Here is a 20,055-nt window from a genome sequence, read left to right as displayed (position 1 = left end):
CATGCCCACGATCCACTACATCCTCAAGGACGGCACCACCCGCGAAGTCGACGCCAAGGTCGGCGCCAGCGTGATGGAGACCGCCATTCGCGGCAACGTGCGCGGCATCGACGCCGAGTGCGGCGGCTGCTGTTCCTGCGCCACCTGCCACGTCTACGTGGACAACGCCTTCATCGACCTGCTGCCGCCGCCCGACGACATGGAGAGCGCGCTGCTCGACGCCGTCGCGTCCGAGCGCAGGTCCGGCTCGCGCCTGAGCTGCCAGCTCAGCGTGACCGCAGCCTTCGATGGCCTCAGGGTCCGCGTGCCCGATACCCAGATTTGAAGGACGGCTCGGGCATCATCGCCCGCTTTGTTTGCATATTCGGTTACATGACAGCGGCGCCCGACGTGGCGCATCCACTCCACCTGAAAGGCGTTTTCCCGTGAACCCAACGATGACCAAGAGAACCATCCTCTCGACCCTGCTGCTCGCCGGCCTCGGCCTGCTGGGCGCCACGGCGCACGCCGCCGACGAGCCGCTGCGCATCGGCCTCATCGCCACCTACTCGGGCCCGTACGCCGACTACGGCCGCCAGTTCGACGCCGGCATCGCGCTCTACCTGAAGGAGCACGGCGGCAAGGTGGGCGGCCGCACGGTCGAGATCATCAAGAAGGACACCGCAGGCCCCGCGCCCGACGCCGCCAAGCGCATCGCGCAGGAGCTCATCGTGCGCGACAAGGTGAACGTGCTCACCGGCCTGGACTTCAGTCCCAACGCGTACGCCGTGGGCGCCATCGCCACGCAGGCGAAGATTCCGACGATCGTGATGAACGCGGCATCGTCGGCCATCACCACCAGCTCGCCCTACGTGGCGCGCCTGTCGTTCACCGTGCAGCAGGTAACGGACCCGATGGCGCGCTACATGCTCAAGGAAGGCATCAAGGACGCCTACACCGTGGTCGCCGACTACGCCTCGGGCGTCGACGCCGAAACCGCGTTCAAGAAGACCTTCGCCGCTGGCGGCGGCAAGGTCTCGGGCGAAGTGCGCACGCCGATGAACAACCCCGACTTCTCCGCCTACGTGCAGCGCATCAAGGACGCCAAGCCCCAGGCCGTGTTCTTCTTCTTCCCCTCGGGCGTGATGCCGCCGGCCTTCCTGAAGGTGTGGAAGGAACGCGGCATGGAGCAGGCCGGCATCAAGCTCTACGCCACAGGTGAAGCCACCGACGACAGCTACCTCGACGCCACCGGCGACGTGGCGCTGGGCCTGGTCACCAGCCACCACTACTCGTTCGCGCACCCCTCGCCCAAGAACCAGAAGTTCGTGAAAGACTTCGCCGCCGACAACGGCGCCAAGCTGCGCCCGAGCTACTTCGCCGTGACAGCCTATGACGCGATGGCCGCCATCGACCTCGCACTGGCCAAGACCAAGGGCGACGCCAGCGGCGACAAGTTCATGGACGCCTTCAAGGGCCTGAGCTTCGAGAGCCCGCGCGGCCCCATCGAGATCGACCCCGCCACGCGCGACATCGTGCAGACCGTCTACATCCGCAAGACCGAGCGCGTGAACGGCCAGCTGGTGAACGTCGAGTTCGACAAGTTCGACCGCGTGAAGGACCCGGCCAAGGAAGCCGCAGCCAAGTAAGCCAGCCAGTTCGTCAGCCAGCAGGAAATTCATGGGCATCGTGATCTTCGATGGAGTGGCCTACGGCATGCTCCTTTTTCTCATCGGCGTGGGCTTGTCCATCACGATGGGGCTCATGAATTTCGTCAACCTCGCGCACGGCAGTTTCGCGATGGTGGGCGGCTACGCCGCGAGCGTGCTGATGAACCACTTCGGCCTGGGCTTCGGCCTCTCGCTGGCGGCGGCCTTCGTGGCGGCTGCCGTTGCGGGTGCGGTGCTGGAGTTCGTGTTCTACCGTCGGCTGTACCGCGCGCATCCGCTCGACCAGGTGCTGCTGTCGATCGGCGTGGTGTTCGTGTCGATCGCCGCCTTCACGTATTTCTTCGGCCCGACGATGCAGCCCTTCACGCTGCCGCCGGCGCTCGACGGGCAGATGTCGCTGCTGGGCCTCGAAGTGGGCCGCTACCGCCTGTTCCTGATCGTCTGCGGCGTGGCGGTGCTGGCCGCGCTGCTGTTGGGCCTGGGCAAGACGCGCTATGGCGCGATGGTGCGCGCGGCGGTCGACAACCAGCGTGTGGCGGGCGGCACCGGCATCAACGTGCAGCGGCTGTTCTTCCTGACCTTCTCTCTCGGCTGCGGCCTCGCGGGCCTCGGCGGTGCATTGAGCCTGGGCATGCTGGGGCTGGAGCCGTCGTTCCCGCTCAAGTACCTCGTCTACTTCCTGATGGTGGTGTGCGTGGGCGGTGCGGGCACCGTCACCGGGCCGTTCATTGCGGCGCTGCTGGTCGGCATCGTGGACGTGGCGGGCAAGTACTACCTGCCGGAAGCGGGCGCCTTTCTCATCTACGTTTTCATGATCGTCATGCTGCTGTTGCGGCCGAACGGCATCGTTGCGAAGAAGGGGCTCGCATGAAAGCCCTGCATCTTTCTCCCGCGCACCTGCGCATCGCCGAAATCGCTTTCTGGCTGGCACTCGCGTCGAGCTTCTTCCTGCTGCCCGACAAGCTCACGCTGATGAGCCAGATCATGATCTTCGGCCTGTTCGCCGTGTCGCTCGACATGGCGCTGGGCTACGCGGGCATCCTCACCGTGGGCCACGCGGCCTTCTTCGGCGCGGGCGCCTACGCGGCCGGATTGCTGGCCAAGTACGGCTGGAGCGAGCCCTTCACCGGCTTGCTGTTCGCACTCGCAGTGTGCGGCGTGCTCGGCTATGTATTGAGCTACCTCGTGGTGCGCGGCGCCGACCTCACGCGGCTGATGATCACCATCGGCGTGTGCGTGCTGCTGTACGAACTGGTCAACCGGCTCTCGGGCATCACCGGCGGTACCGATGGACTGCAGGGCGTAGTCATCGCACCGGTGCTCGGCCTCTTCGACTTCGACCTCTACGGCAAGACCGCATTCGGCTATGCCTTCGGCGTGGTGCTCGCGATGTTCCTGCTCGTGCGGCTCGTGCTGCGCTCGCCCTTCGGCCTGGCGCTGCGCGGCATTCACGACAGCCGCAAGCGCATGACGGCCATCGGCTCGCCGGTGGAGGCGCGGCTGCGCATGGCATACGCCTTCTCGGCCGCGGTGGCCGGCGTGGCGGGCGCGCTGCTGGCGCAGACCACGCAGTTCGTCGGCATTGAGTCGATCGGCTTTAACCGCTCGGCAGAGGTACTCATCATCCTGGTGCTGGGTGGTACAGGGCGGCTGTACGGCGGAATGATCGGCGCCATCGTCTACATGCTGGTGCACGACTGGTTCGCGGACATGAACCCGCAGTACTGGATGTTCTGGCTCGGCATCTTCCTTATTGCGGCCGTCATGCTGGGCCGCGGCGGCATCATGGGTGCGCTCTCGCGTTTCGTTCGCATAGGGAAGGCGCGATGAGTTCCACCACCACGCACACGCTGCGCACACACGGCCTGGGCATCCGCTTCGGCGCCTTCCAGGCCGTGAGCGATGTGAACCTCTCGCTCGAACCCGGCGCGCGGCAGGCACTGATCGGCCCCAACGGCGCGGGCAAGACCACGCTCATCAACCTGCTTACCGGCGTGTTCAAGCCCACCAGCGGATCGATCCATATGGGCGATCGCGACATCACGCGCCTGCCTGGCGACAAGCGCGCGCGCATGGGCCTGGCGCGCACCTTCCAGATCAACACGCTGTTCCCCAGCCTCACGCCGCTGTTGTCGGTCGTTCTGGCAATCAGCGAGCGCGAAGGGCTGGGCGCCACGTGGTGGCGGCCGCTGAAGGGCTGCACGGCAGTGTTCGACGAGGCGCATGCGCTGCTCGGCACGCTCCGGCTCGACAGCCTCGCCGACGTGCCCGTGGCCGAGCTGGCCTATGGCAAGCAGCGGCTGCTGGAGATCGCGCTCGCACTCGCGGCCAAGCCCCGCATCCTGCTGCTCGACGAACCCGCTGCCGGCGTGCCGGAGGACGAGAGCGGCGAGCTGTTCGAGGCCATCGCGGCGCTGCCGCCCGACATCAGCGTGCTGTTCATCGAGCACGACATGAAGCTCGTCTTCCGCTTCTCGCGCCGCATCTCGGTGCTGGTGGGCGGACGCATCCTGACCGAGGGCACGCCTTCGGAAATCGGCGCGGACCCGCGCGTACGCGAGGTCTATCTCGGAAGTTCACCCCGCCATCACCACCATGCCTGAAGCACTCGCCTTCGACCAGGTCACCGCCGGCTACGGCAACGCGGTCGTGCTCGACCGGCTCGACTTTTCGCTGCCGCAAGGCGAGAGCCTCGCCATCCTCGGGCGCAACGGCGTGGGCAAGACCACGCTGCTCGAAACGCTGATGGGCAACACCCGCGTGATGCAGGGCTCAATCCGCTGGCAAGGCGCCGACATCACGCGCTGGCCTTCGCACCAGCGCGTGCGCGCGGGGCTGGGCTGGGTGCCGCAGGAGCGCGAGGTGTTCCCTTCGCTCACCGTCGAAGAAAACCTCACGGTGATATCGCGGCTCGGCGGCTGGAACCTGAAGCGCGTCTACGACTTCTTCCCGCGCCTGCGCGAGCGGCGCGGCAACTACGGCAACCAGCTCTCCGGCGGCGAACAGCAGATGCTCGCCATCGGCCGCGCGCTGATGACCAACCCCAAGCTGCTGCTGCTCGACGAGCCGATGGAAGGCCTCGCGCCGATCATCGTGGAAGAGCTGGCTGCAGCGATCCGCCGGCTGTGCGAGTCGGAAGGACTGGCGTCGATCGTGGTCGAGCAGCATCCGGTGCTCGCGTTGGAGATGACGCACAAGGCGATCGTGCTGGAGCGCGGCACCGTGGTGCATGCGGGGCCAAGCGCGGAGCTCGCGGCCGACAGGAATCTGCTCGAAGGCTTGCTCGGCGTGGGAATCGCCGAGCAAGCCTGACGGCGTTCAGCTCAGCATCTGCCCGCGGCTGCCGATGACGGCCACGTCCACGAACTGCCCGCCTTCGCGGTTGGTCCGACCGTAGTTGATCTTCACCCCACCCAGGTCGAAGTTCTCGATGCTCGCCAGCCCCGACATCACCGACGCACGCGTGAGCGAACCACCGGCACGGCGCATGCCTTCAGCCAGCACTGCGGCGTTCAGATAGCCCTCCAGGCTCGTGAGCGAGAAGTCCTTGACGCCGTTGGCCACCATGTCGGCCTGATAGCGGCGCACGATCTCGAATTTGGTCGAGTACGGCGACGGCACCACGATCACGAAGCCCAGGCCCTTGGCCAGGTCGCCCATGGCCGACAGCGCGCTGGCCGTGATCGACAGGCCATAGGCCGAGCTGCTGTTGCCCGCCTCGCGCAGTGCCTTCAGGAATACCGGCGCCGTGCCGGCCAGCCCGACCACCACCACCTGCGGCTTGGCCTTGGCGATCGCCTCGGCGGCGGGGCCCACTTCCATGCTCGTGGTGTTGGGCGTGGTCGCGATCACCGCCGGCTCCAGCTTGGCCTTGGCCAGCGCGTTCTTGAAGGCCGCCAGCACCGACTGCCCCAGCGGGTCGTTCGAGTGCACGAGGCCGATGCGGCTCTGGCCCAGCACGGCGGCGGTGCTCACGAGCTTGTCGACTTCCTGGTCGTAGTTGGCGCGCACCCAGAAGGTGTTGGGCGAAGCCTTCTTGCGCAGCGCGATCGTGCCGGTGATCGGGCCGACCACGGCCATGCCGGGCACAGCGTCCATCACCTCGGCTGTCTGGCGCGTGCCCAGCGGATGCAGCAGCGCGAGCACGGAGCTGTCTTTCTCGAAGGCCAGCGCGTTGGCCTTGGCCACGTCGGGCTTGAAGGTGTCGTCGGCCATCACGAGCTCGACCTTGGTGCCGTTGATGCCGCCCGCCTTGTTCAGCGCATTGAAGAACGCGCTCGAACCCTGGAACAGCCCCTGCCCGTTGGCCTTCTCGACGCTGCTGTTGTCGAAGGTGGTGCCGATGCGCACCGGCCGGTTCTGCGCAAGCGCCGGAAAACCCAGGCCCGCGGCGGCGGTTGCTGCGGCCAGCCCGGTCAGCGCACGCCGACGGCTGGTGGAAGGCGGCGCAATCGACTCGCGCGGAACGGGAACGGTCATGGTCGAAGTCTCCAGGAGGTAATGCGTTAGTGACAAAAATTCACATTCTTTCAAGGAATGTAACGCACCCACTCTCCACCTGAGATGACAGCGGCAGCTACTTCGCTACAGCAGCTCTTCGCCCACGATGGGCAGCAGCAGCCAGTTCTTGAAGCGCAGCCAGAGGAATTCGCCGGGCTCGTCCTCGTGGACGATGTCGCCGCCGGCGTCGTCGTACTCCAGCCATTGCACGCGCCGGCCGTTGGGCCCGAGCCGCAGCCGGTAGCCGAGGTTCACGCGCTCGCCCGACATGAGCTTGTTGTAGTCCTGCACCAGCTCGGGACTGTCGATGACCAGGCCGATCTCGGTGTTGACGGCGGCCGAGCGGTGGTCGAGGTTCATCGAGCCGACGAAGAAGCGCTCGTTGTCGACGATTGCCAGCTTGGCGTGCAGCCGGCTGATCGACTTGCCGAAGTCGCCGAAGCGGCCCGAACTGCCGCTTAGCGTGGGCGCGATCTCGAAGATGGTGACGCCGATCTTCAGCATGTCGGCGCGGTAGCGCTCGTAGCCTGCATAGGCCAGCGGCTCGTCGGTCGCGCCCAGCGAGTTGGTCACGACCGTGATGCGCCCGCCCTTGGCGATGCACGCCCGCATCTCCTCCAGGCCCTTGGGGCCCGGAATGAAGTACGGCGAGGCAATGACGACCTCGCGCCGCGTGGCGTTGATCACGCTGAGCGCGCCTTCAGTCACGCTGCCGATGTAGGCCTCGTCGGCCTTGCGCGTGATCTTGTCGGGGTCGTCGATGAACAGCGTGGCCGGCGCCCAGTAGCGGTCGAGCTTGCCGGTAATGAGCTGCTCGCCCACGGGCGATTTGTTGAGCACGTCGCGCGGGCGAATGGGCACGTCGGGCACGGCCGTACGCGCAATTTCGTCGAAGCGCCGCTGCGCCGCCTCGCGCGTCATGCCGTGCAGCGGCGCGATGCGCTCGATGGGCCATGCGTGCGAGCTGTTCCAGTAGCGGTCGAAGCCTTCGGACATCTGCCGCACGACCGGGCCGCTGGAAATCACGTCCATGTCGATGAAGTTCGCGGCCGTGCTGCGCATGAAGTACTCGTTGCCGATGTTGCGGCCGCCCGACACGGCAAAGCTGTTGTCGGCCACCAGCAGCTTGTTGTGCATGCGGTGGTTGATGCGGCCGAAGTCGGTCAGCGACATGAGCAGCCGCGTGCCGAGCGAACTGGCGCGCGAAGGCAGCGGGTTGAACAGCCGCACCTCCACATTGGGAAAGGCCGCGAGCGTGCCGAACAGCTCGTCCTCGCCGCCGGTGTAGAGGTCGTCCACCAGCAGGCGCACCCGCACGCCGCGCGCCGCGGCCTCGCGCAGTTCGCGCAGGAACAGCAGGCCGATGTCGTCGCGCTGCACCAGGTAGTACTGCACGTCGAGCGACTTCTCGGCATGCCGAGCGAGCGAGATGCGGGCGTCGAAGGCAAACGCCGCCTCGGGCAGCAGCCGGAAACCCGACAGCGCGGTGGAATCGCCCGGCGCGCCCTTGGCCGCCAGCTGCCCCAGTTCTGTCTGCGCCACGTCGGTGAACGCCGTGACGTTTGCCTTCGGCTCGGGCGGCGGCAGGCTGACGCAGCCGGTGAGCCAAATGGCCGCCAGGACGCTCAGGCAGGCGGCAAAACGACGGACGATGAGGGCACGCATGGCCCGAACTGTAGCTCGCGGCGAGCCCGGATGGCGGCCCTATCATCGAAGCGAAACAAAAGGAAAAGAAGCGTGCTCAACGGCTTGTGGCTTGGTTTCTTCGGGGTGGCGGCACTGGCGGCGCTGGGGCGGTGGCTCATCGGCGGCGACCCGACCGTGTTCGCGGCACTGGTCGAGAGCCTGTTCGCGATGGCGCGGCTGGCGGTCGAGGTGATGGTGCTGCTGTTCGGCACGCTCACGCTGTGGCTGGGCTTTTTGCGCATCGCCGAAGCGGCGGGGCTGGTCGGCTGGCTCGCGCGGCTGCTGGGGCCGTTGTTCCGGCGGCTCATGCCGGGCGTGCCGGCGGGGCACCCGGCGCTCGGGCTCATCACAATGAACTTCGCGGCCAACGCGCTGGGGCTGGACAACGCCGCCACGCCCATCGGCCTGAAGGCGATGCGCGAACTGCAGCGGCTGAACCCCGACCCGGTGACGGCCACCAACGCGCAGATCCTCTTCCTGGTACTTAATGCCTCGTCGCTGACCTTGCTGCCGGTCACCATCTTCATGTACCGCACACAACAGGGCGCGGGCGACCCGACGCTGGTGTTCCTGCCGATCCTGCTGGCTACCAGTGCCTCGACGCTGGTCGGGCTGCTCTCGGTGGCGGTGGCGCAGCGCCTGCGGCTGTGGGACCCGGTGGTGCTGGCCTACCTGCTGCCGGGCGCGCTGCTGCTGGGCGGCTTCATGGCGCTGCTGGGCACGCTGTCGGCGGCGGCCATTGCGTCGCTGTCTTCGCTGCTGGGCAACCTCGTGCTCTTCGGCGTGATCGTCGTGTTCCTGCTGGCCGGGGCGATACGCCGCATCAAGGTGTACGAGTGTTTCATCGAAGGCGCAAAGGAAGGCTTCGACATCGCGAAGAACCTGCTGCCGTACCTCGTCGCGATGCTGTGCGCGGTCGGCGTACTGCGCGCTTCGGGCGCGCTCGACTTCGCGTTGAACGGCCTGCGCTGGCTGGTGAACGCCGGCGGCTTCGACGCTCGTTTCGTCGACGCCATGCCCACCGCGCTGGTCAAGCCCTTCTCGGGCAGCGCGGCGCGCGCGATGCTGATCGAGACCATGAAGAGCCAGGGCGTCGACAGCTTTCCCGCGCTGGTGGCCGCCACCATCCAGGGCAGCACCGAAACCACCTTCTACGTGCTGGCCGTGTACTTCGGCGCCGTTGGCATCCAGAGAGCGCGGCATGCGGTGGCCTGCGCGTTGCTGGCAGAGTTGGCCGGTGTTGTGGCGGCTGTCGCGGTCTGCTATTGGTTCTTTGGCTAGGACTCGGCGTTGTTTCGGGGCGCGATCACGCCGACGGGGTACCTTGCTCCGCGAATGTCCTCCGGCCTGCGGCCTCCCCCTTTATTTCGCTGCGCAAGGCACCCCATCGACGTGATCGTTCAGAGCACTTGTTGATAGGCCGGCATGAGCGCTGCGTCCATGTGCGAATGGCACCGGGTGCTCCCCGCAGCGAAATAAAGGAGGAGGCCGCAGGCCGGGGGACATTCGCGGAGGGGAGTACCCGGTGTCATTCGCACACCCCCCGAACCCTCACTTCCGCGGCTCGACAACAGGAAACATCGGCTCGAAGGTATCAAGCATCGAGAGCAGTTCACCCAGCTTCGCCCGGTCACCATCGATCTTCACCTTGCCCGCCAGCACCGCAGCAGGAAAGCTCGTCTCCTTCAGCGTGACTGCATCGAGCGTGGCGCGGCTCAGCGTGACCGTGGCATCGGCTCCCGGCTGCTGACCGGCGATGTGCGTGAGCGCGGAGTTCTCCAGCGTCAGCACGAACTGCTGGTTCGAATCGGTGAAGTTCCAGTTGATGACCATCTTCTTGCCCTCGGCTTTGGCCGCATCGAGCCGCACGCCGAGGAAGTCGAAGAACAGGTCGTTGCTCACCGCCTTCAGCGTGTCGGCGTTGGAACTGTTGCCGCCCGGAATCTTCGGCACGCCATTGCGCAGCTCCATCGCACCCACCAGATACGCGCTGCGCCAGGTGCCGGCCTCCGACTGGTAGCCCATCTGCTCGAGCGCGTCGGCGCCCAGCTCGCGGGCCGCGCGGTTGGCCGGGTCGGCGTACACCAGCTGGCTCATCGCGCTGGCCACCCAGCGGAACTCGCCCTTCTTGAAGTCTTCGCGCGCACGCGCCAGCACCGCGTCTGCGCCGCCCATGTACTCGACCGTCTTCTTCGCATAGGCCACCGGCGGCAGCGGGTTCAGGTTGGCGGGGTTGGCGTCGTACCAGCCCAGGTACTTCTGGTACACGGCCTTGGCGTTGTGCCGCAGCGTGCCGTAGTAGCCGCGCGCGGACCACTCCTGCTCCAGGCTCGCGGGCATGCGCAGCGTTTCTGCGATGTCGGCCGACGTGTAGCCCTGGTTGAGCAGGCGCAGCGACTGGTCGTTGATGAACTTGTACATGTCGCGCTGCTTCTTCAGCAGGTCGACGATGCGCCCGCCCCCGAAGGTGGGCCAGTGGTGCTGGGCGATGAGCACGTCTGTCTTGTCGCCGAAGGCCACGCGCGCCTCGTCGATGTACTTCGACCACAGGTTGCCGTCGCGCACCTCCGCGCCGCGGATGGTGTAGAGGTTGTGCATGTTGTGCGTCACGTCCTCCGCCATGTTGAGCACGCGGAACTGCGGCAGGTACATGATCATTTCCGACGGCGCCTCCGAGCCCGGCACGAGCTTGAAGACGAACTGCACGCCGTCGATGGTGCGCTCTTCGGTCGGCTTGTCGATTGTGGCCGTGGGCGCAATCAGCGAAATGGTGCCGCGCGCCAGCGCCTTGCCCAGGCCCGTGTCGACCTGCCCGCGCGCGCCCGGCGGCAGCAGCGTGCCGAACTGGTACTGCGAGCGCCGGCTCATCGCATTGCCCGCGAGGATGTTCTCGGCCACGGCCGTTTCCATGAAGCCCGCGGGCGCGAGCACCTGCACCTTGCCGGCCTTCACGTCGGCCTCGTCGATCACGCCCTTTACGCCGCCGAAGTGATCGGCATGGCCGTGCGTGTAGATCACCGTGCCCACCGGCTTGTGCGGGCGGTGCTGGTAGTACAGGGCAAGCGCGGCGCGTGCGGTTTCGGCGGCCAGCAGCGGGTCGATGACGATCAGCGAGCTGTCGCCTTCCACGATGGTCATGTTGGCGATGTCGAAGCCGCGCACCTGGTAGACGCGGTCGGTCACCTTGAACAGGCCATGGATCGCATTGAGCTGCGCCTGCCGCCACAGGCTCGGGTTGACGGTGTCGGCCGCTTCGTTTGCCTTCAGGAAGTCGTAGGGCTTCATGCTCCACACCGGCCGCGTGCCGCTGCCGGGCACCAGCGCATCGGGCACGGTGCCGACAAAGCCGCGCATCGCGTCCTCGAAGTCCTGCCGGTTGGCGAAAGGCAGCGTCTTCGCCATGTCGGCGTTGGCTTGCAGCGTGGAAGGCTCGGGCGCCTTGGGCGCGATCTGCGCGGAGATCGACGGGGCGCCGAGCGCGCAAGCCAGTGCGACGAATGCAGCTGTGGAGAAGGAAGAAGGGGTCATCCGGCAATTCTCCGAAGCGGCAGAAGCATTGGCAAATGCAAAATACGCGCTTCCTTTTTAAGTGAAACGCAAAATGCAGTTGCGCCAGCTCCAGCATCTTGTTGCCCTTGCCGAGCAGGGCAGCTTCGGCCGCGCAGCGCAGGCCGTGCACCTGTCGCAGCCCGCGCTCTCGCGCAGCATCGACACCCTGGAAGACAGCCTGCAGGCACGCCTGATCGACCGGGCCTATGGCACCGTGCGCTTCACGCAAGCCGGCGAGCTCGTGCTGGCGCGTGCCCGCGAACTGCTGGCCGATGCGCAGCAGATCCAGCGCGACGTGCTGCAGCTCGAAGGCCTGGCCATCGGCAGCCTCGCCGTGGGGCTCGGCCCCTTCGCCGCGAGCACGCTCGGGCGCATGGCCTTGTCGCTGATGACGCAGCGCCATCCGCAACTCCTGATGCGCATGGAAGTGGCCGACACCGCCACGCTCAGCGAGCGCCTGCACCGGCGCCAGCTCGACCTGTTCATCGCCGACACCCGCGACCTGAAGAAGCAGCCCGGTCTCAAGCTCGCGCGGCTGCCCGACCTGCCGGTCTCGTTCTTCGTGCAGCCGAAGCACCCGCTGCGCCGGCTGAAGCAGGTGACGCTGGAAAAAGCCATGCGCTATCCCGTGGCCGGCCCCAACCTCCCCGCCGAGGTGGCTGCGTATTTCGACAGCCAGATCCAGCGCGACGACCGCGGCGTGTTCAACGTCACCTGCGACGACGCCGGCACCCTGCGCCACCTGGCCCTGACCGCCAACGCGGTCATCCTCGCGCCCCACGCGCCGGCCCTGAACACCGACACCAACGCCCTCGTGCCCCTGCCGGTGGCCGGCTTTGCCCGCATGCAGACGCACTACAGCCTGGTGACGCTCGCGGGCCGAACGCCCTCGGCCGCCGCCACCGTCTATACCCGCCTGGTGACAGAGTTGATGGGCCCGGTCAGGCAGCCCGCCGGGCGCTGAGCCAAAATGGCCCTCCTGCCGACCACCGCCCAGCCTCTTTCGTGACCACTCCCCGCCGGGCCCAGCCGCCCTCCTTTTCGACCGACGAGTTTCGTGAATCGCTCGGCATGTTCGCCACCGGCGTCACCGTGGTCACTGCGCGCGCGGCCGACGGCACGCTGGTCGGCCTCACGGCCAACTCGTTCAACTCGGTGTCGCTGGCACCGCCGCTGGTGCTGTGGAGCCTTGCACGCGCGGCCGGCTCGATGCCCGCACTGAGCACCGGCTCGCACTACACGGTGAACATCCTGGCGGCCAACCAGAAGGCGCTGGCCGAGCGCTTCGCCACCAAGAACATCGACCGCTGGGCCGACGTGACCTTCACCGAGGGCCTCGGCGGTGCGCCGGTGCTGGTAGGCGCGGCGGCCAGCTTCGAGTGCTTCAACCGCAGCCGCTATGACGAAGGCGACCACGTGATCTTCGTGGGCGAGGTGGAGCGCTGCACGCACGACGCGGGCGCCTCGCCGCTGCTGTTCCACGGCGGGCGCTTCTACACCGAGCATCCCTTGTAATGAACCGCCCTGCGCTCCTGTCGTCTGTCTTGTTGCTTGCCGCACAGACCGGCATGGCGCAGGAAGCGAGCGGGCCGCTCAAGCAGAACTGGTTCGACGACCCGTTCTTCCAGGTGTCCGCGGGCCTGCCGGCCTGCGCCATGCCCGAGGGGCCGTTCTACACCGCCGAAGAGCGCCGCATGCAGACCCATTCGCGGCTGGAGCGCGGCACCAGCTGCTGGCTGGCCGGCAAATGCACCGACAGCAACGCCTACCGCTACGACAAGCCCCTCGCGCCCAAGGTGCGCGCCGCGCTGCTGGCCGTGCCCGGAGTGAACAAGGGCAGCGTGTGGGTCATGATCCAGCGCCGCTGGGTGTACCTGCAGGGCTGCGTGCCGAACGCGGCGCTGGCGAAGAAGCTGGAACGCGCGGCGCGTGCATTGCCCGATGTCGAGACGGTGGTGCCCGACCTGATGGTGGGCACGCGGGGCAAGCCGCCCTACCCGCTGGCCGCGAAATAAGGCCCCTGGCACTCAGCTTCCCAATGCCGATTCGTGCCAGTGCCGCAGCAGCAGCCGGCCGATCGCGCTCACCACCAGGAAGAACAGAAAGCCCAGCAGCGTCGCCGCGATCACCTCCGCGAACAGCAGTGCGGTGTACATGCGCCCCTGCGCGAACACGATCTGCACGCCCAGCCCGCCTTCGGCATTCCCCGAGCCGATGATGAATTCGCCCACGATGGCGCCGATCACCGACAACCCTGCCGAGATGCGCAGTCCCGCGAAGATGTGCGGCAGCGCACCCGGCAACCGCAGCTTCCAGAACGACACCAGCCCGCTCGCGCGGTGCAGCGCGAACAGCTCCGCAAGATTGCGCGAGGTCGAGCGCAGGCCCAGCATCGTGTTGTTGATGATGGGGAACAGCGACATGATGAAGCTGACGATCACCACCGACAGCTCGTTGTAGCCGAACCAGAGCACGATGAGCGGTGCGATCGCCACCACCGGTACGGTCTGCAGCAGCACCGCGTACGGGTACAGGCTGCGCTCCAGCAGCCGCGACTGCGCCAGCACTGCCGCACCCGCGATGCCGAGGAAGATGGCCAGCGCATAGCCCAGCAGCGCCTCCTTCAGCGTAGAGAGCGTCGCGCCCGCGAGCACTGCGGCGTTCTCGGCCGTGGCTGCCGCCACTTCCTGCGGCGACGGCAGCAGATAGCCCTTGCCTTCGTAGACGGTAGCGCTCAGCAGCCACCACAGGCCGATGGCGAGCAGCGCGACGACCAGCACGGGGGCGGCGTTGCGCACGAAGGCGGCGGCCGGAGAAGAAGAATCGGATCGGGTCATCGCCATCTCCCTCAAGCCACGGCTTGCGCATGGTGCTGCGCACGCAGCACCGCCGTCACCTGTCCCGTAAGCGCCGCAAAGCCCGCGCTGGCGCGCAACTCGGGCGCGCGCGGGAATTCGAAAGGCACGTCGATCACGTCGAGGATGCGCCCCGGCCGCGGCGACATGACCACCACCCGGTTCGACAGGTACACCGCCTCATGCACGTTGTGCGTCACCAGCGAGGCGGTAAAGCCGGCCCGGAGCCACAACGACGAGAGCTCTTCCTGCAGCACGTCGCGCGTGAGTTCGTCGACCGCCGCCAGTGGCTCGTCGAGCAGCAGCAGCCCCGGCCGCAACGCCAGCGCGCGCGCCAGCGACAGCCGCATGCGCATGCCGCCCGAAAGCTGGTGCGGGTACGACTTCTCGAAGCCCGCAAGCCCCACCAGCTTCAGCGCCTCGGCCGCACGCGCCCGGTAGCTCGCGGGCGCATGGCCTTCGAGCTCCATCAGCAGCTGCGCGTTGCGCTCCACGGTGCGCCAGGGCAACAGCGCGGCTTCCTGGAACACGAAGGCGGTCTCGATGCCGTCGGGCCGCGTGCAACGGCCCGTGCTCGGCGCGATGAGCCCCGCCATGATGCGCAGCAGCGTCGACTTGCCACAGCCCGAGGGCCCGACGATGGAGACGAATTCGCCGGGGCGCAGCGCGAGGTCGACCGTGCCCAGCGCCTGCAACCCGGAGTCGAAGCGCTTGGACACGCCCTCCAGCCCGACGGCCGCGCCGCTCATGGGTTGCAGCCCGGCACCAACGTGCGGTCGTAGCCCTGCTTCGCGTCGAAGTTCGCCGGCAGGAAGTTGACGCTGCGCAGCTGCCCCGCAAGCTCGCTCCAGCGCGCGTCGGTCATGCAGCCGATGCGGCCGAGGTCGTGCGAGATCAGCGTCTCGATCATTTCCTTGTTGGCCGCGTCGTAGATCTCGGGCGTCATCTGCTTGTTCATGCCGGTGATCAGCGGCTTCAGCCCCGAGGGGTTGCGCACGTAGTTGGCCCAGCCCTTCTGCACCGCCGCGATGGTGGCCTTCACCAGCGCGGGGTTCTTGCGGATCATGTCGTCGGTGGTGAAGAGCACGTCGTAGGGCCGGTAGCCCAGCGATGCCAGCGTGACCTGCTGCACCTGCACGCCGGCCGCGGCCATGCGCGCGGGCAGGAAGAGCGAGTAGCCCTGCTGCACCATCTTCGGGTCGTTGCGGAACAGGCTGAGGTCGCCGCTCACCGGGATCTCGCGCGTGCCGGTGAGCTTGTACTGCTTCTTCGTCCACTCCCAGTAGGCGTTGCCGATGTTCACCGCGAAGGTGCGGCCCTGCAGGTCGGCGATGGACTTCACGGCCGGGTCGGCGTGGTAGACCAGCGTGTAGGGCACGTAGTCGAGGTGCGCGAACACCGCACGCACCGGTGCGCCGCGCAGGCGGGCCAGCAGCACGTCGTCGGCATTGCCGATACCGAACTCGGCCTGGCCCGAGGCCACCTGCGGAATGGTCTGGATCTTCGGGCCGCCCTGCAGCACGCTGATCTCGATGCCGGCTTCCTTGCCGAGCTTGTCCTGCTGGGCCTGCCAGTAGCCGGCCTGGTCGGGCTGGGCGAACCAGTTGCTGAGGATGCGCACGGGCTTGGGAGCGTCGGCAGCCTGCGCGAGAAGAGGCAGCACCGCCGCCAGCGCCAACGGGAACGCAATGCGAAGGGCGGAAGAAATCATGATGCGGAAACCTTGAGCCATGGAAGTTGCGCCGCGGTGTAGCGGAAGGTCTGGAACACGCTGTTCTGCCGGCCGGGCACGTACTTGCGCGCGGCCTCGTCCGGGTATTCGGCGAACCAGGGAATCACGTACTCCCACACCACCTCGCCGGCCGGTGTGACCTCGAACAGGCGCCCCGTGGCCGACTCGGTGACGTGCGTGTTGCCGTTGGGCAGGCGCTGCGCGCTGCCCATGTAGGCGGTGTAGAACGCGTTGACCAGTTCGTCCGCGTACTGCCACACGACCTCGTTGGAGGCCGGGTCGATTTCGAGAACGCGCGAGAACGCCACATGCTTGCCGGTGCGGAAGTTGCCGTTGTCGAAAGCAAGAATGTGGCCGTTGGCCAGCGCGACGGGCGCGTGCTGGTGCGACAGCACCGACGGCGGAATGTGCAGCTTCACGCCTCCCGTGGCCTTGTCGACGCCGACGATGCCGGAGGTGGTGCGCAGGCTCATCAGCACCAGCCCCTCGCGCGTTACGTCGAGGCCGTTCACCAGCGGCCAGTGGGTCCGGCCGAAACCGGGGTGGATGGGGAAGTCTTCCGGCGCCAGGTGCTCCCAGGCCTTCCATTCCCACACCAGCTTGCCGTCGCGGTCGACCTCGCGGATCACGTCGCCGTACATCGCCTCGCCGGGGCCGTGGGCGGTGCCACCCGGCACGCGCTCGGCAAAGCCGGGCGGCACCGGCGCGCAGCCGGCGTACAGCAGGTGGCCGTTGTCGAGCCAGCGGGCGTCGTGGTGGTGCGTCGGGTCTTCGAAGCGCCAGACGATCTCGCCCCCGGGCGTGGCCTCGTAGAAATCGCCGCCGTGCCACAGCGACCAGGCGCCGTAGATCTCGGGCGAGTTCGCGTGGTTGCCGTTGTAGCCGAGGTTGCCGTTCTTCAGGATCACCGCCGCGCGGCCCGGGCGCACGGGCATCTTCCACTGGTGCGCGACGCGGCCCTCGATGTCGATCAGGTAGACGTTGCCGTCATCGGTCTGCGGCGCGATCAGGGTGTAGCCGCCGGCGCTGAGCGCCGGATCGTGGGCGATCAGGCCGGTGCCGCGGCGGCGCTGGGTGATCTGGTCGACGGTGGTGGTCACGGAAGCGAACCTCGGGAGTTTGAAGAGTGGTGCGAATCTAGGCCGCATCGCCCGTCAGGAAAATCTGTTTGTTTCGTACAGTGCGTATAGAAAATCCATACACTTCCCGCCACCATGCGCGCCATCTCCCAGACATTCCGCTGTTTCGACGAAGTGGCCCGCCGCGGCTCGGTGCGCAAGGCCGCCGAGGCGCTGCACCTCACGGCGGCCGCCGTGCACCAGCAGGTGCTCAACCTCGAGGAACAGGTGGGCACGCCGCTGTTCGACCGGCTGCCGCGCGGCATGCAGCTGACCACGGCCGGCGAGATCATGGTGGCCGCCGTGCGGCGCGGGCAGCGCGACTTCGACAACGCCATGGCGCAGGTGGAAGACCTGCGGTCGCTCAGGCGCGGGCACATCAACCTGGCGGTGTCGCATTCGTCGGCCGAACAGCTGGTGCCCGAGGTCATCGAGGCGGCCATGAAGAACTACCCGGGCGTGACCTACAGCGTGCGCTCGGGCAGCGGCGAGAACATCCTGAAGTGGGTGGCCAACGGCGAATCGGACATCGGCTTCTGCCTGCGCCGCAAGCCGCCGCCCGGCGTGGAAGAGATACGCGCGTTTCCGCAGCACCTGGGCCTGGTCACGCCGCCCGGCCATCCGCTGGCGGCGCTGGGCAAGCTGCCGCGGCTGCGCGACTGCCTGGACCACCCGCTGATCCTCATGACGCCAGACACCGAGCTGCGCGCCATGGTCGACCAGATCGACCACCGCGAGCACCGCAAGGTGCGCCCGCTGGTGGAGACCAGCTCGGTCGCGATGGTGCGGCGGCTGGTGGCCGGCGGCACGGGCATCGGCTTTCTCATTCCCGAGAACGTGGCCGAAGACGTGGAACGCGGCACGCTGGTGTGGACCGGCCTGGCCGACGCGGGGGCGCGCTCGTTCAGCTGCCTCTACCAGCGTGCGGGCCAGACCACGGCGGTGGCCATGGGCATGTTCCTGCAGTTCCTGGAGGCTGCGCTGCTGGCCATCGAAAAGCGCTTCGAGCAGCGCGCGCCGCTGCCTTCGCTGACCGGGTTCGCACAATAAACACGCTGGCACGATACGATCATCAGATGAATTACGCGGCAACCCGCCGCGACTGACCGGCCCCGAATGATCCAGCGCAAGACCCACCTCGACTCCCTCGCCATCGGCCTGCTCATTGCCTGCTGCGCCTTCTGGGGCCTGCAGCAGATCCTCATCAAGACCACCGTGGCCGAGGTGCCGCCGATGTGGCAGGCCTCGATCCGCATGATCGGCGCCACGGTGCTGCTGTGGCTGTGGTGTGTATCGCGAGGCGTGCCGCTGTTCGAGCGCGATGGCACGCTGTGGCCCGGCTTGCTGGCCGGCCTGCTGTTCTCTGGCGAGTTCGCCGGCATCTACCTGGGGCTGCAGCACACCAGCGCCTCGCGGCTCACGGTGTTTCTCTACACCGCGCCTTTCTGGGTGTCGCTGCTGCTGCCGCGCTGGGTGCCGGCCGAGCGGCTGCGGGGCTTCCAGTGGCTGGGGCTGTTCATTGCGTTCTCGGGCGTGGTGCTGGCTTTCAGCGAAGGCTTCGGCCACATGAGTTCGTCGCAGCTCATCGGCGACGGCATGGCGCTGGCGGCCGGCATGCTCTGGGGCCTGACCACGCTCACGCTGCGCACCACGCGCCTGGCCACGGCCAGCGCGGAGAAGACGCTGTTCTATCAAGTGGCGGTCACGGCGGCGGTGTGCCCGGTGCTGTCGCTGGCGCTCGGCGAGCACTGGGGCTTTTCGTATTCCGCGTGGGCCTGGACTTCCATCGGCCTGCAGACGGTGGTCGGCGCCTTCGCCAGCTATCTCGCGTGGATGTGGCTGCTGCGGCACTACCCAGCCACGCAAATGTCGTCCTTCACCTTTCTCACGCCGCTGTTCGCGCTGGTGTTCGGCGTGGTGCTGCTGAAGGAGCCGCTCACGGCGCAGCTGATCGTGGCGCTGGCCGGCGTGGCGCTGGGCATCGTGCTGGTGAACCGGCGGCCTGCGGTACAACGCTCGGCATGAGCAAGACCACAACGAACTTCCAGCCCGTTCTCGACGAAATCGTCGCCACGCTGCGCCCGCAGCTCGGCCAGGGTGGCACCGTCGCGAGCTACATCCCGGCGCTCGCCCGCGTGGACGCGCGGCAGTTCGGCATCGCGCTGCGCACCTGCCAGGGCGAAGAAGCCGGCGCGGGCGACTTCGAGACGCCCTTCTCCATCCAGAGCGTGTCGAAACTCTTCACGCTCACGCTCGCCATGCAGCGCATGGGCGACGCGCTGTGGGAGCGCATCGGGCGCGAGCCCTCGGGCAATCCGTTCAACTCGCTGGTGCAGCTCGAAAACGAACAGGGCAAGCCCCGCAACCCGTTCATCAATGCCGGCGCCATCGCAGTGGCCGACCGGCTGGTGAGCCAGGCGAAGGCCACCGGCGGCAGCGCGAAGGCAGACATCCTCGCGCTCATGGGCGGCCTGTGCGGCGAGTCCATCGGCTTCGACGACGAAGTGGCGCAGTCGGAGGCCGACACGGGTTTTCGCAACGTCGCGCTGGCCAACTTCATGAAGAGCTTCGGCAAGATCGACAACGACGTCGCGACCGTGCTCGACACCTACTTCCACCAGTGCTCGCTGCGCATGAGCTGCCGCCAGCTGGCGCGCGCCGCCGCCTTCCTGTGCCGCGACGGGGCGCACCCGATCGACGGCGAACCCGAGATCACGGGCGAGCGGCAGACGCGCCGCATCAACGCGCTGATGCTCACCTGCGGCACCTACGACGCGGCGGGCGACGTGGCCTTTTCCATCGGCCTGCCCTGCAAGAGCGGCGTGGGCGGCGGCATCGTGGCGGTGGTGCCCGACCGGCTCACGCTGTGCGTGTGGTCGCCCGCGCTCGATGCCACCGGCAATTCGCTGCTGGGCATGAAGGCACTGGAGCTCTTCGTCGCGCGCACGGGGCTGTCGGTCTTCTGA

At 67.5% G+C, this 20,055-nt stretch carries 20 protein-coding genes; 13 read left to right on the top strand and 7 right to left on the bottom strand.

Annotation, left to right across the window (positions count from 1 at the left end; genetic code table 11):
• Nucleotide 1 precedes the first annotated feature (1 nt).
• The 6 genes from BLW48_RS11930 to BLW48_RS11905 all read left to right on the top strand — a co-directional run bounded on the left by BLW48_RS11930 (nucleotide 2) and on the right by BLW48_RS11905 (nucleotide 4,961).
• Nucleotides 2–325, top strand: a complete 324-nt coding sequence (locus BLW48_RS11930) for a 2Fe-2S iron-sulfur cluster-binding protein (RefSeq protein WP_093174876.1) — start codon at nucleotides 2–4, stop codon at nucleotides 323–325.
• Between the two features lie 112 nt (nucleotides 326–437).
• On the top strand, nucleotides 438–1,628 hold the full coding sequence (locus BLW48_RS11925) for an ABC transporter substrate-binding protein (protein WP_093174873.1): 1,191 nt from the start codon (nucleotides 438–440) through the stop codon (nucleotides 1,626–1,628).
• 31 nt (nucleotides 1,629–1,659) lie between these two features.
• A complete protein-coding gene (locus tag BLW48_RS11920; RefSeq protein ID WP_093174871.1) occupies nucleotides 1,660–2,520 on the top strand; it encodes a branched-chain amino acid ABC transporter permease in 861 nt (286 codons plus the stop codon).
• Nucleotides 2,517–3,479, top strand: coding sequence for a branched-chain amino acid ABC transporter permease (locus tag BLW48_RS11915; RefSeq protein WP_093174868.1), 963 nt, complete (start codon nucleotides 2,517–2,519; stop codon nucleotides 3,477–3,479). The genes BLW48_RS11920 and BLW48_RS11915 overlap by 4 nt, the downstream gene beginning before the upstream one ends.
• Entirely contained in the window at nucleotides 3,476–4,252 is a 777-nt protein-coding gene (locus tag BLW48_RS11910; protein ID WP_093057001.1) for an ABC transporter ATP-binding protein, read from the top strand. Before BLW48_RS11915 ends, BLW48_RS11910 begins: the two co-directional genes overlap by 4 nt.
• Nucleotides 4,245–4,961 (top strand): ABC transporter ATP-binding protein, encoded by a 717-nt coding sequence (locus BLW48_RS11905; RefSeq protein ID WP_093057002.1) that lies wholly within the window; start codon nucleotides 4,245–4,247, stop codon nucleotides 4,959–4,961. Before BLW48_RS11910 ends, BLW48_RS11905 begins: the two co-directional genes overlap by 8 nt.
• A gap of 6 nt (nucleotides 4,962–4,967) precedes the next feature.
• Here the strand turns inward: BLW48_RS11905 and BLW48_RS11900 are convergent, their stop codons facing one another.
• Nucleotides 4,968–6,128, bottom strand: coding sequence for an ABC transporter substrate-binding protein (locus BLW48_RS11900; protein WP_093076615.1), 1,161 nt, complete (start codon nucleotides 6,126–6,128; stop codon nucleotides 4,968–4,970).
• 105 nt (nucleotides 6,129–6,233) lie between these two features.
• The gene (locus tag BLW48_RS11895; protein WP_093174866.1) at nucleotides 6,234–7,814 is read right to left on the bottom strand and encodes a phospholipase D family protein; all 1,581 of its coding nucleotides are present in this window, start codon (nucleotides 7,812–7,814) and stop codon (nucleotides 6,234–6,236) included.
• Nucleotides 7,815–7,886: 72 nt separating this feature from the next.
• Here BLW48_RS11895 and BLW48_RS11890 point away from each other — a divergent pair, with 72 nt between their 5' ends.
• Nucleotides 7,887–9,116, top strand: a complete 1,230-nt coding sequence (locus tag BLW48_RS11890; protein ID WP_093174863.1) for a nucleoside recognition domain-containing protein — start codon at nucleotides 7,887–7,889, stop codon at nucleotides 9,114–9,116.
• A 270-nt stretch (nucleotides 9,117–9,386) separates the two neighbouring features.
• On the opposite strand, the gene BLW48_RS11885 is transcribed toward BLW48_RS11890, so the two are convergent.
• On the bottom strand, nucleotides 9,387–11,363 hold the full coding sequence (locus BLW48_RS11885; protein WP_093174861.1) for an alkyl/aryl-sulfatase: 1,977 nt from the start codon (nucleotides 11,361–11,363) through the stop codon (nucleotides 9,387–9,389).
• A gap of 61 nt (nucleotides 11,364–11,424) precedes the next feature.
• Here BLW48_RS11885 and BLW48_RS11880 point away from each other — a divergent pair, with 61 nt between their 5' ends.
• The 3 genes from BLW48_RS11880 to BLW48_RS11870 are packed head-to-tail and all read left to right on the top strand — an operon-like array spanning nucleotide 11,425 to nucleotide 13,399.
• Complete coding sequence (locus BLW48_RS11880) at nucleotides 11,425–12,348, top strand: LysR family transcriptional regulator (protein WP_256330759.1); 924 nt, start codon at nucleotides 11,425–11,427, stop codon at nucleotides 12,346–12,348.
• Between the two features lie 41 nt (nucleotides 12,349–12,389).
• A complete protein-coding gene (locus BLW48_RS11875) occupies nucleotides 12,390–12,899 on the top strand; it encodes a flavin reductase family protein (RefSeq protein WP_093174856.1) in 510 nt (169 codons plus the stop codon).
• Nucleotides 12,899–13,399, top strand: coding sequence for a BON domain-containing protein (locus tag BLW48_RS11870; protein WP_093174853.1), 501 nt, complete (start codon nucleotides 12,899–12,901; stop codon nucleotides 13,397–13,399). Before BLW48_RS11875 ends, BLW48_RS11870 begins: the two co-directional genes overlap by 1 nt.
• A gap of 12 nt (nucleotides 13,400–13,411) precedes the next feature.
• On the opposite strand, the gene BLW48_RS11865 is transcribed toward BLW48_RS11870, so the two are convergent.
• From BLW48_RS11865 to BLW48_RS11850, 4 genes are read right to left on the bottom strand one after another with little or no spacing between them, the layout of a single operon-like run.
• A complete protein-coding gene (locus BLW48_RS11865) occupies nucleotides 13,412–14,221 on the bottom strand; it encodes an ABC transporter permease (RefSeq protein ID WP_256330758.1) in 810 nt (269 codons plus the stop codon).
• Nucleotides 14,222–14,232: 11 nt separating this feature from the next.
• Nucleotides 14,233–14,988, bottom strand: coding sequence for an ABC transporter ATP-binding protein (locus BLW48_RS11860; RefSeq protein ID WP_093174848.1), 756 nt, complete (start codon nucleotides 14,986–14,988; stop codon nucleotides 14,233–14,235).
• Entirely contained in the window at nucleotides 14,985–15,950 is a 966-nt protein-coding gene (locus BLW48_RS11855) for an ABC transporter substrate-binding protein (RefSeq protein WP_093174846.1), read from the bottom strand. Before BLW48_RS11855 ends, BLW48_RS11860 begins: the two co-directional genes overlap by 4 nt.
• Nucleotides 15,947–17,071 (bottom strand): aryl-sulfate sulfotransferase, encoded by a 1,125-nt coding sequence (locus BLW48_RS11850; RefSeq protein ID WP_093174843.1) that lies wholly within the window; start codon nucleotides 17,069–17,071, stop codon nucleotides 15,947–15,949. Before BLW48_RS11850 ends, BLW48_RS11855 begins: the two co-directional genes overlap by 4 nt.
• 114 nt (nucleotides 17,072–17,185) lie before the next feature.
• On the opposite strand from BLW48_RS11850, the gene BLW48_RS11845 reads away from it, so the two are divergent.
• The 3 genes from BLW48_RS11845 (at nucleotide 17,186) to BLW48_RS11835 (ending at nucleotide 20,055) form a co-directional block, all read left to right on the top strand.
• A complete protein-coding gene (locus BLW48_RS11845; RefSeq protein ID WP_093057013.1) occupies nucleotides 17,186–18,139 on the top strand; it encodes a LysR family transcriptional regulator in 954 nt (317 codons plus the stop codon).
• Between the two features lie 66 nt (nucleotides 18,140–18,205).
• Nucleotides 18,206–19,114, top strand: coding sequence for a DMT family transporter (locus tag BLW48_RS11840; protein WP_093076603.1), 909 nt, complete (start codon nucleotides 18,206–18,208; stop codon nucleotides 19,112–19,114).
• Nucleotides 19,111–20,055: a glutaminase gene (locus BLW48_RS11835; protein ID WP_093174840.1), complete on the top strand. Its 945-nt coding sequence runs from the start codon at nucleotides 19,111–19,113 to the stop codon at nucleotides 20,053–20,055. The genes BLW48_RS11840 and BLW48_RS11835 overlap by 4 nt, the downstream gene beginning before the upstream one ends.

Origin of the sequence: Variovorax sp. YR266 (assembly GCF_900107295.1) — a bacterium.
Classification (GTDB): Bacteria; Pseudomonadota; Gammaproteobacteria; order Burkholderiales; family Burkholderiaceae_C; genus Variovorax.
This window is presented reverse-complemented; position numbering and strand designations above follow the sequence as displayed.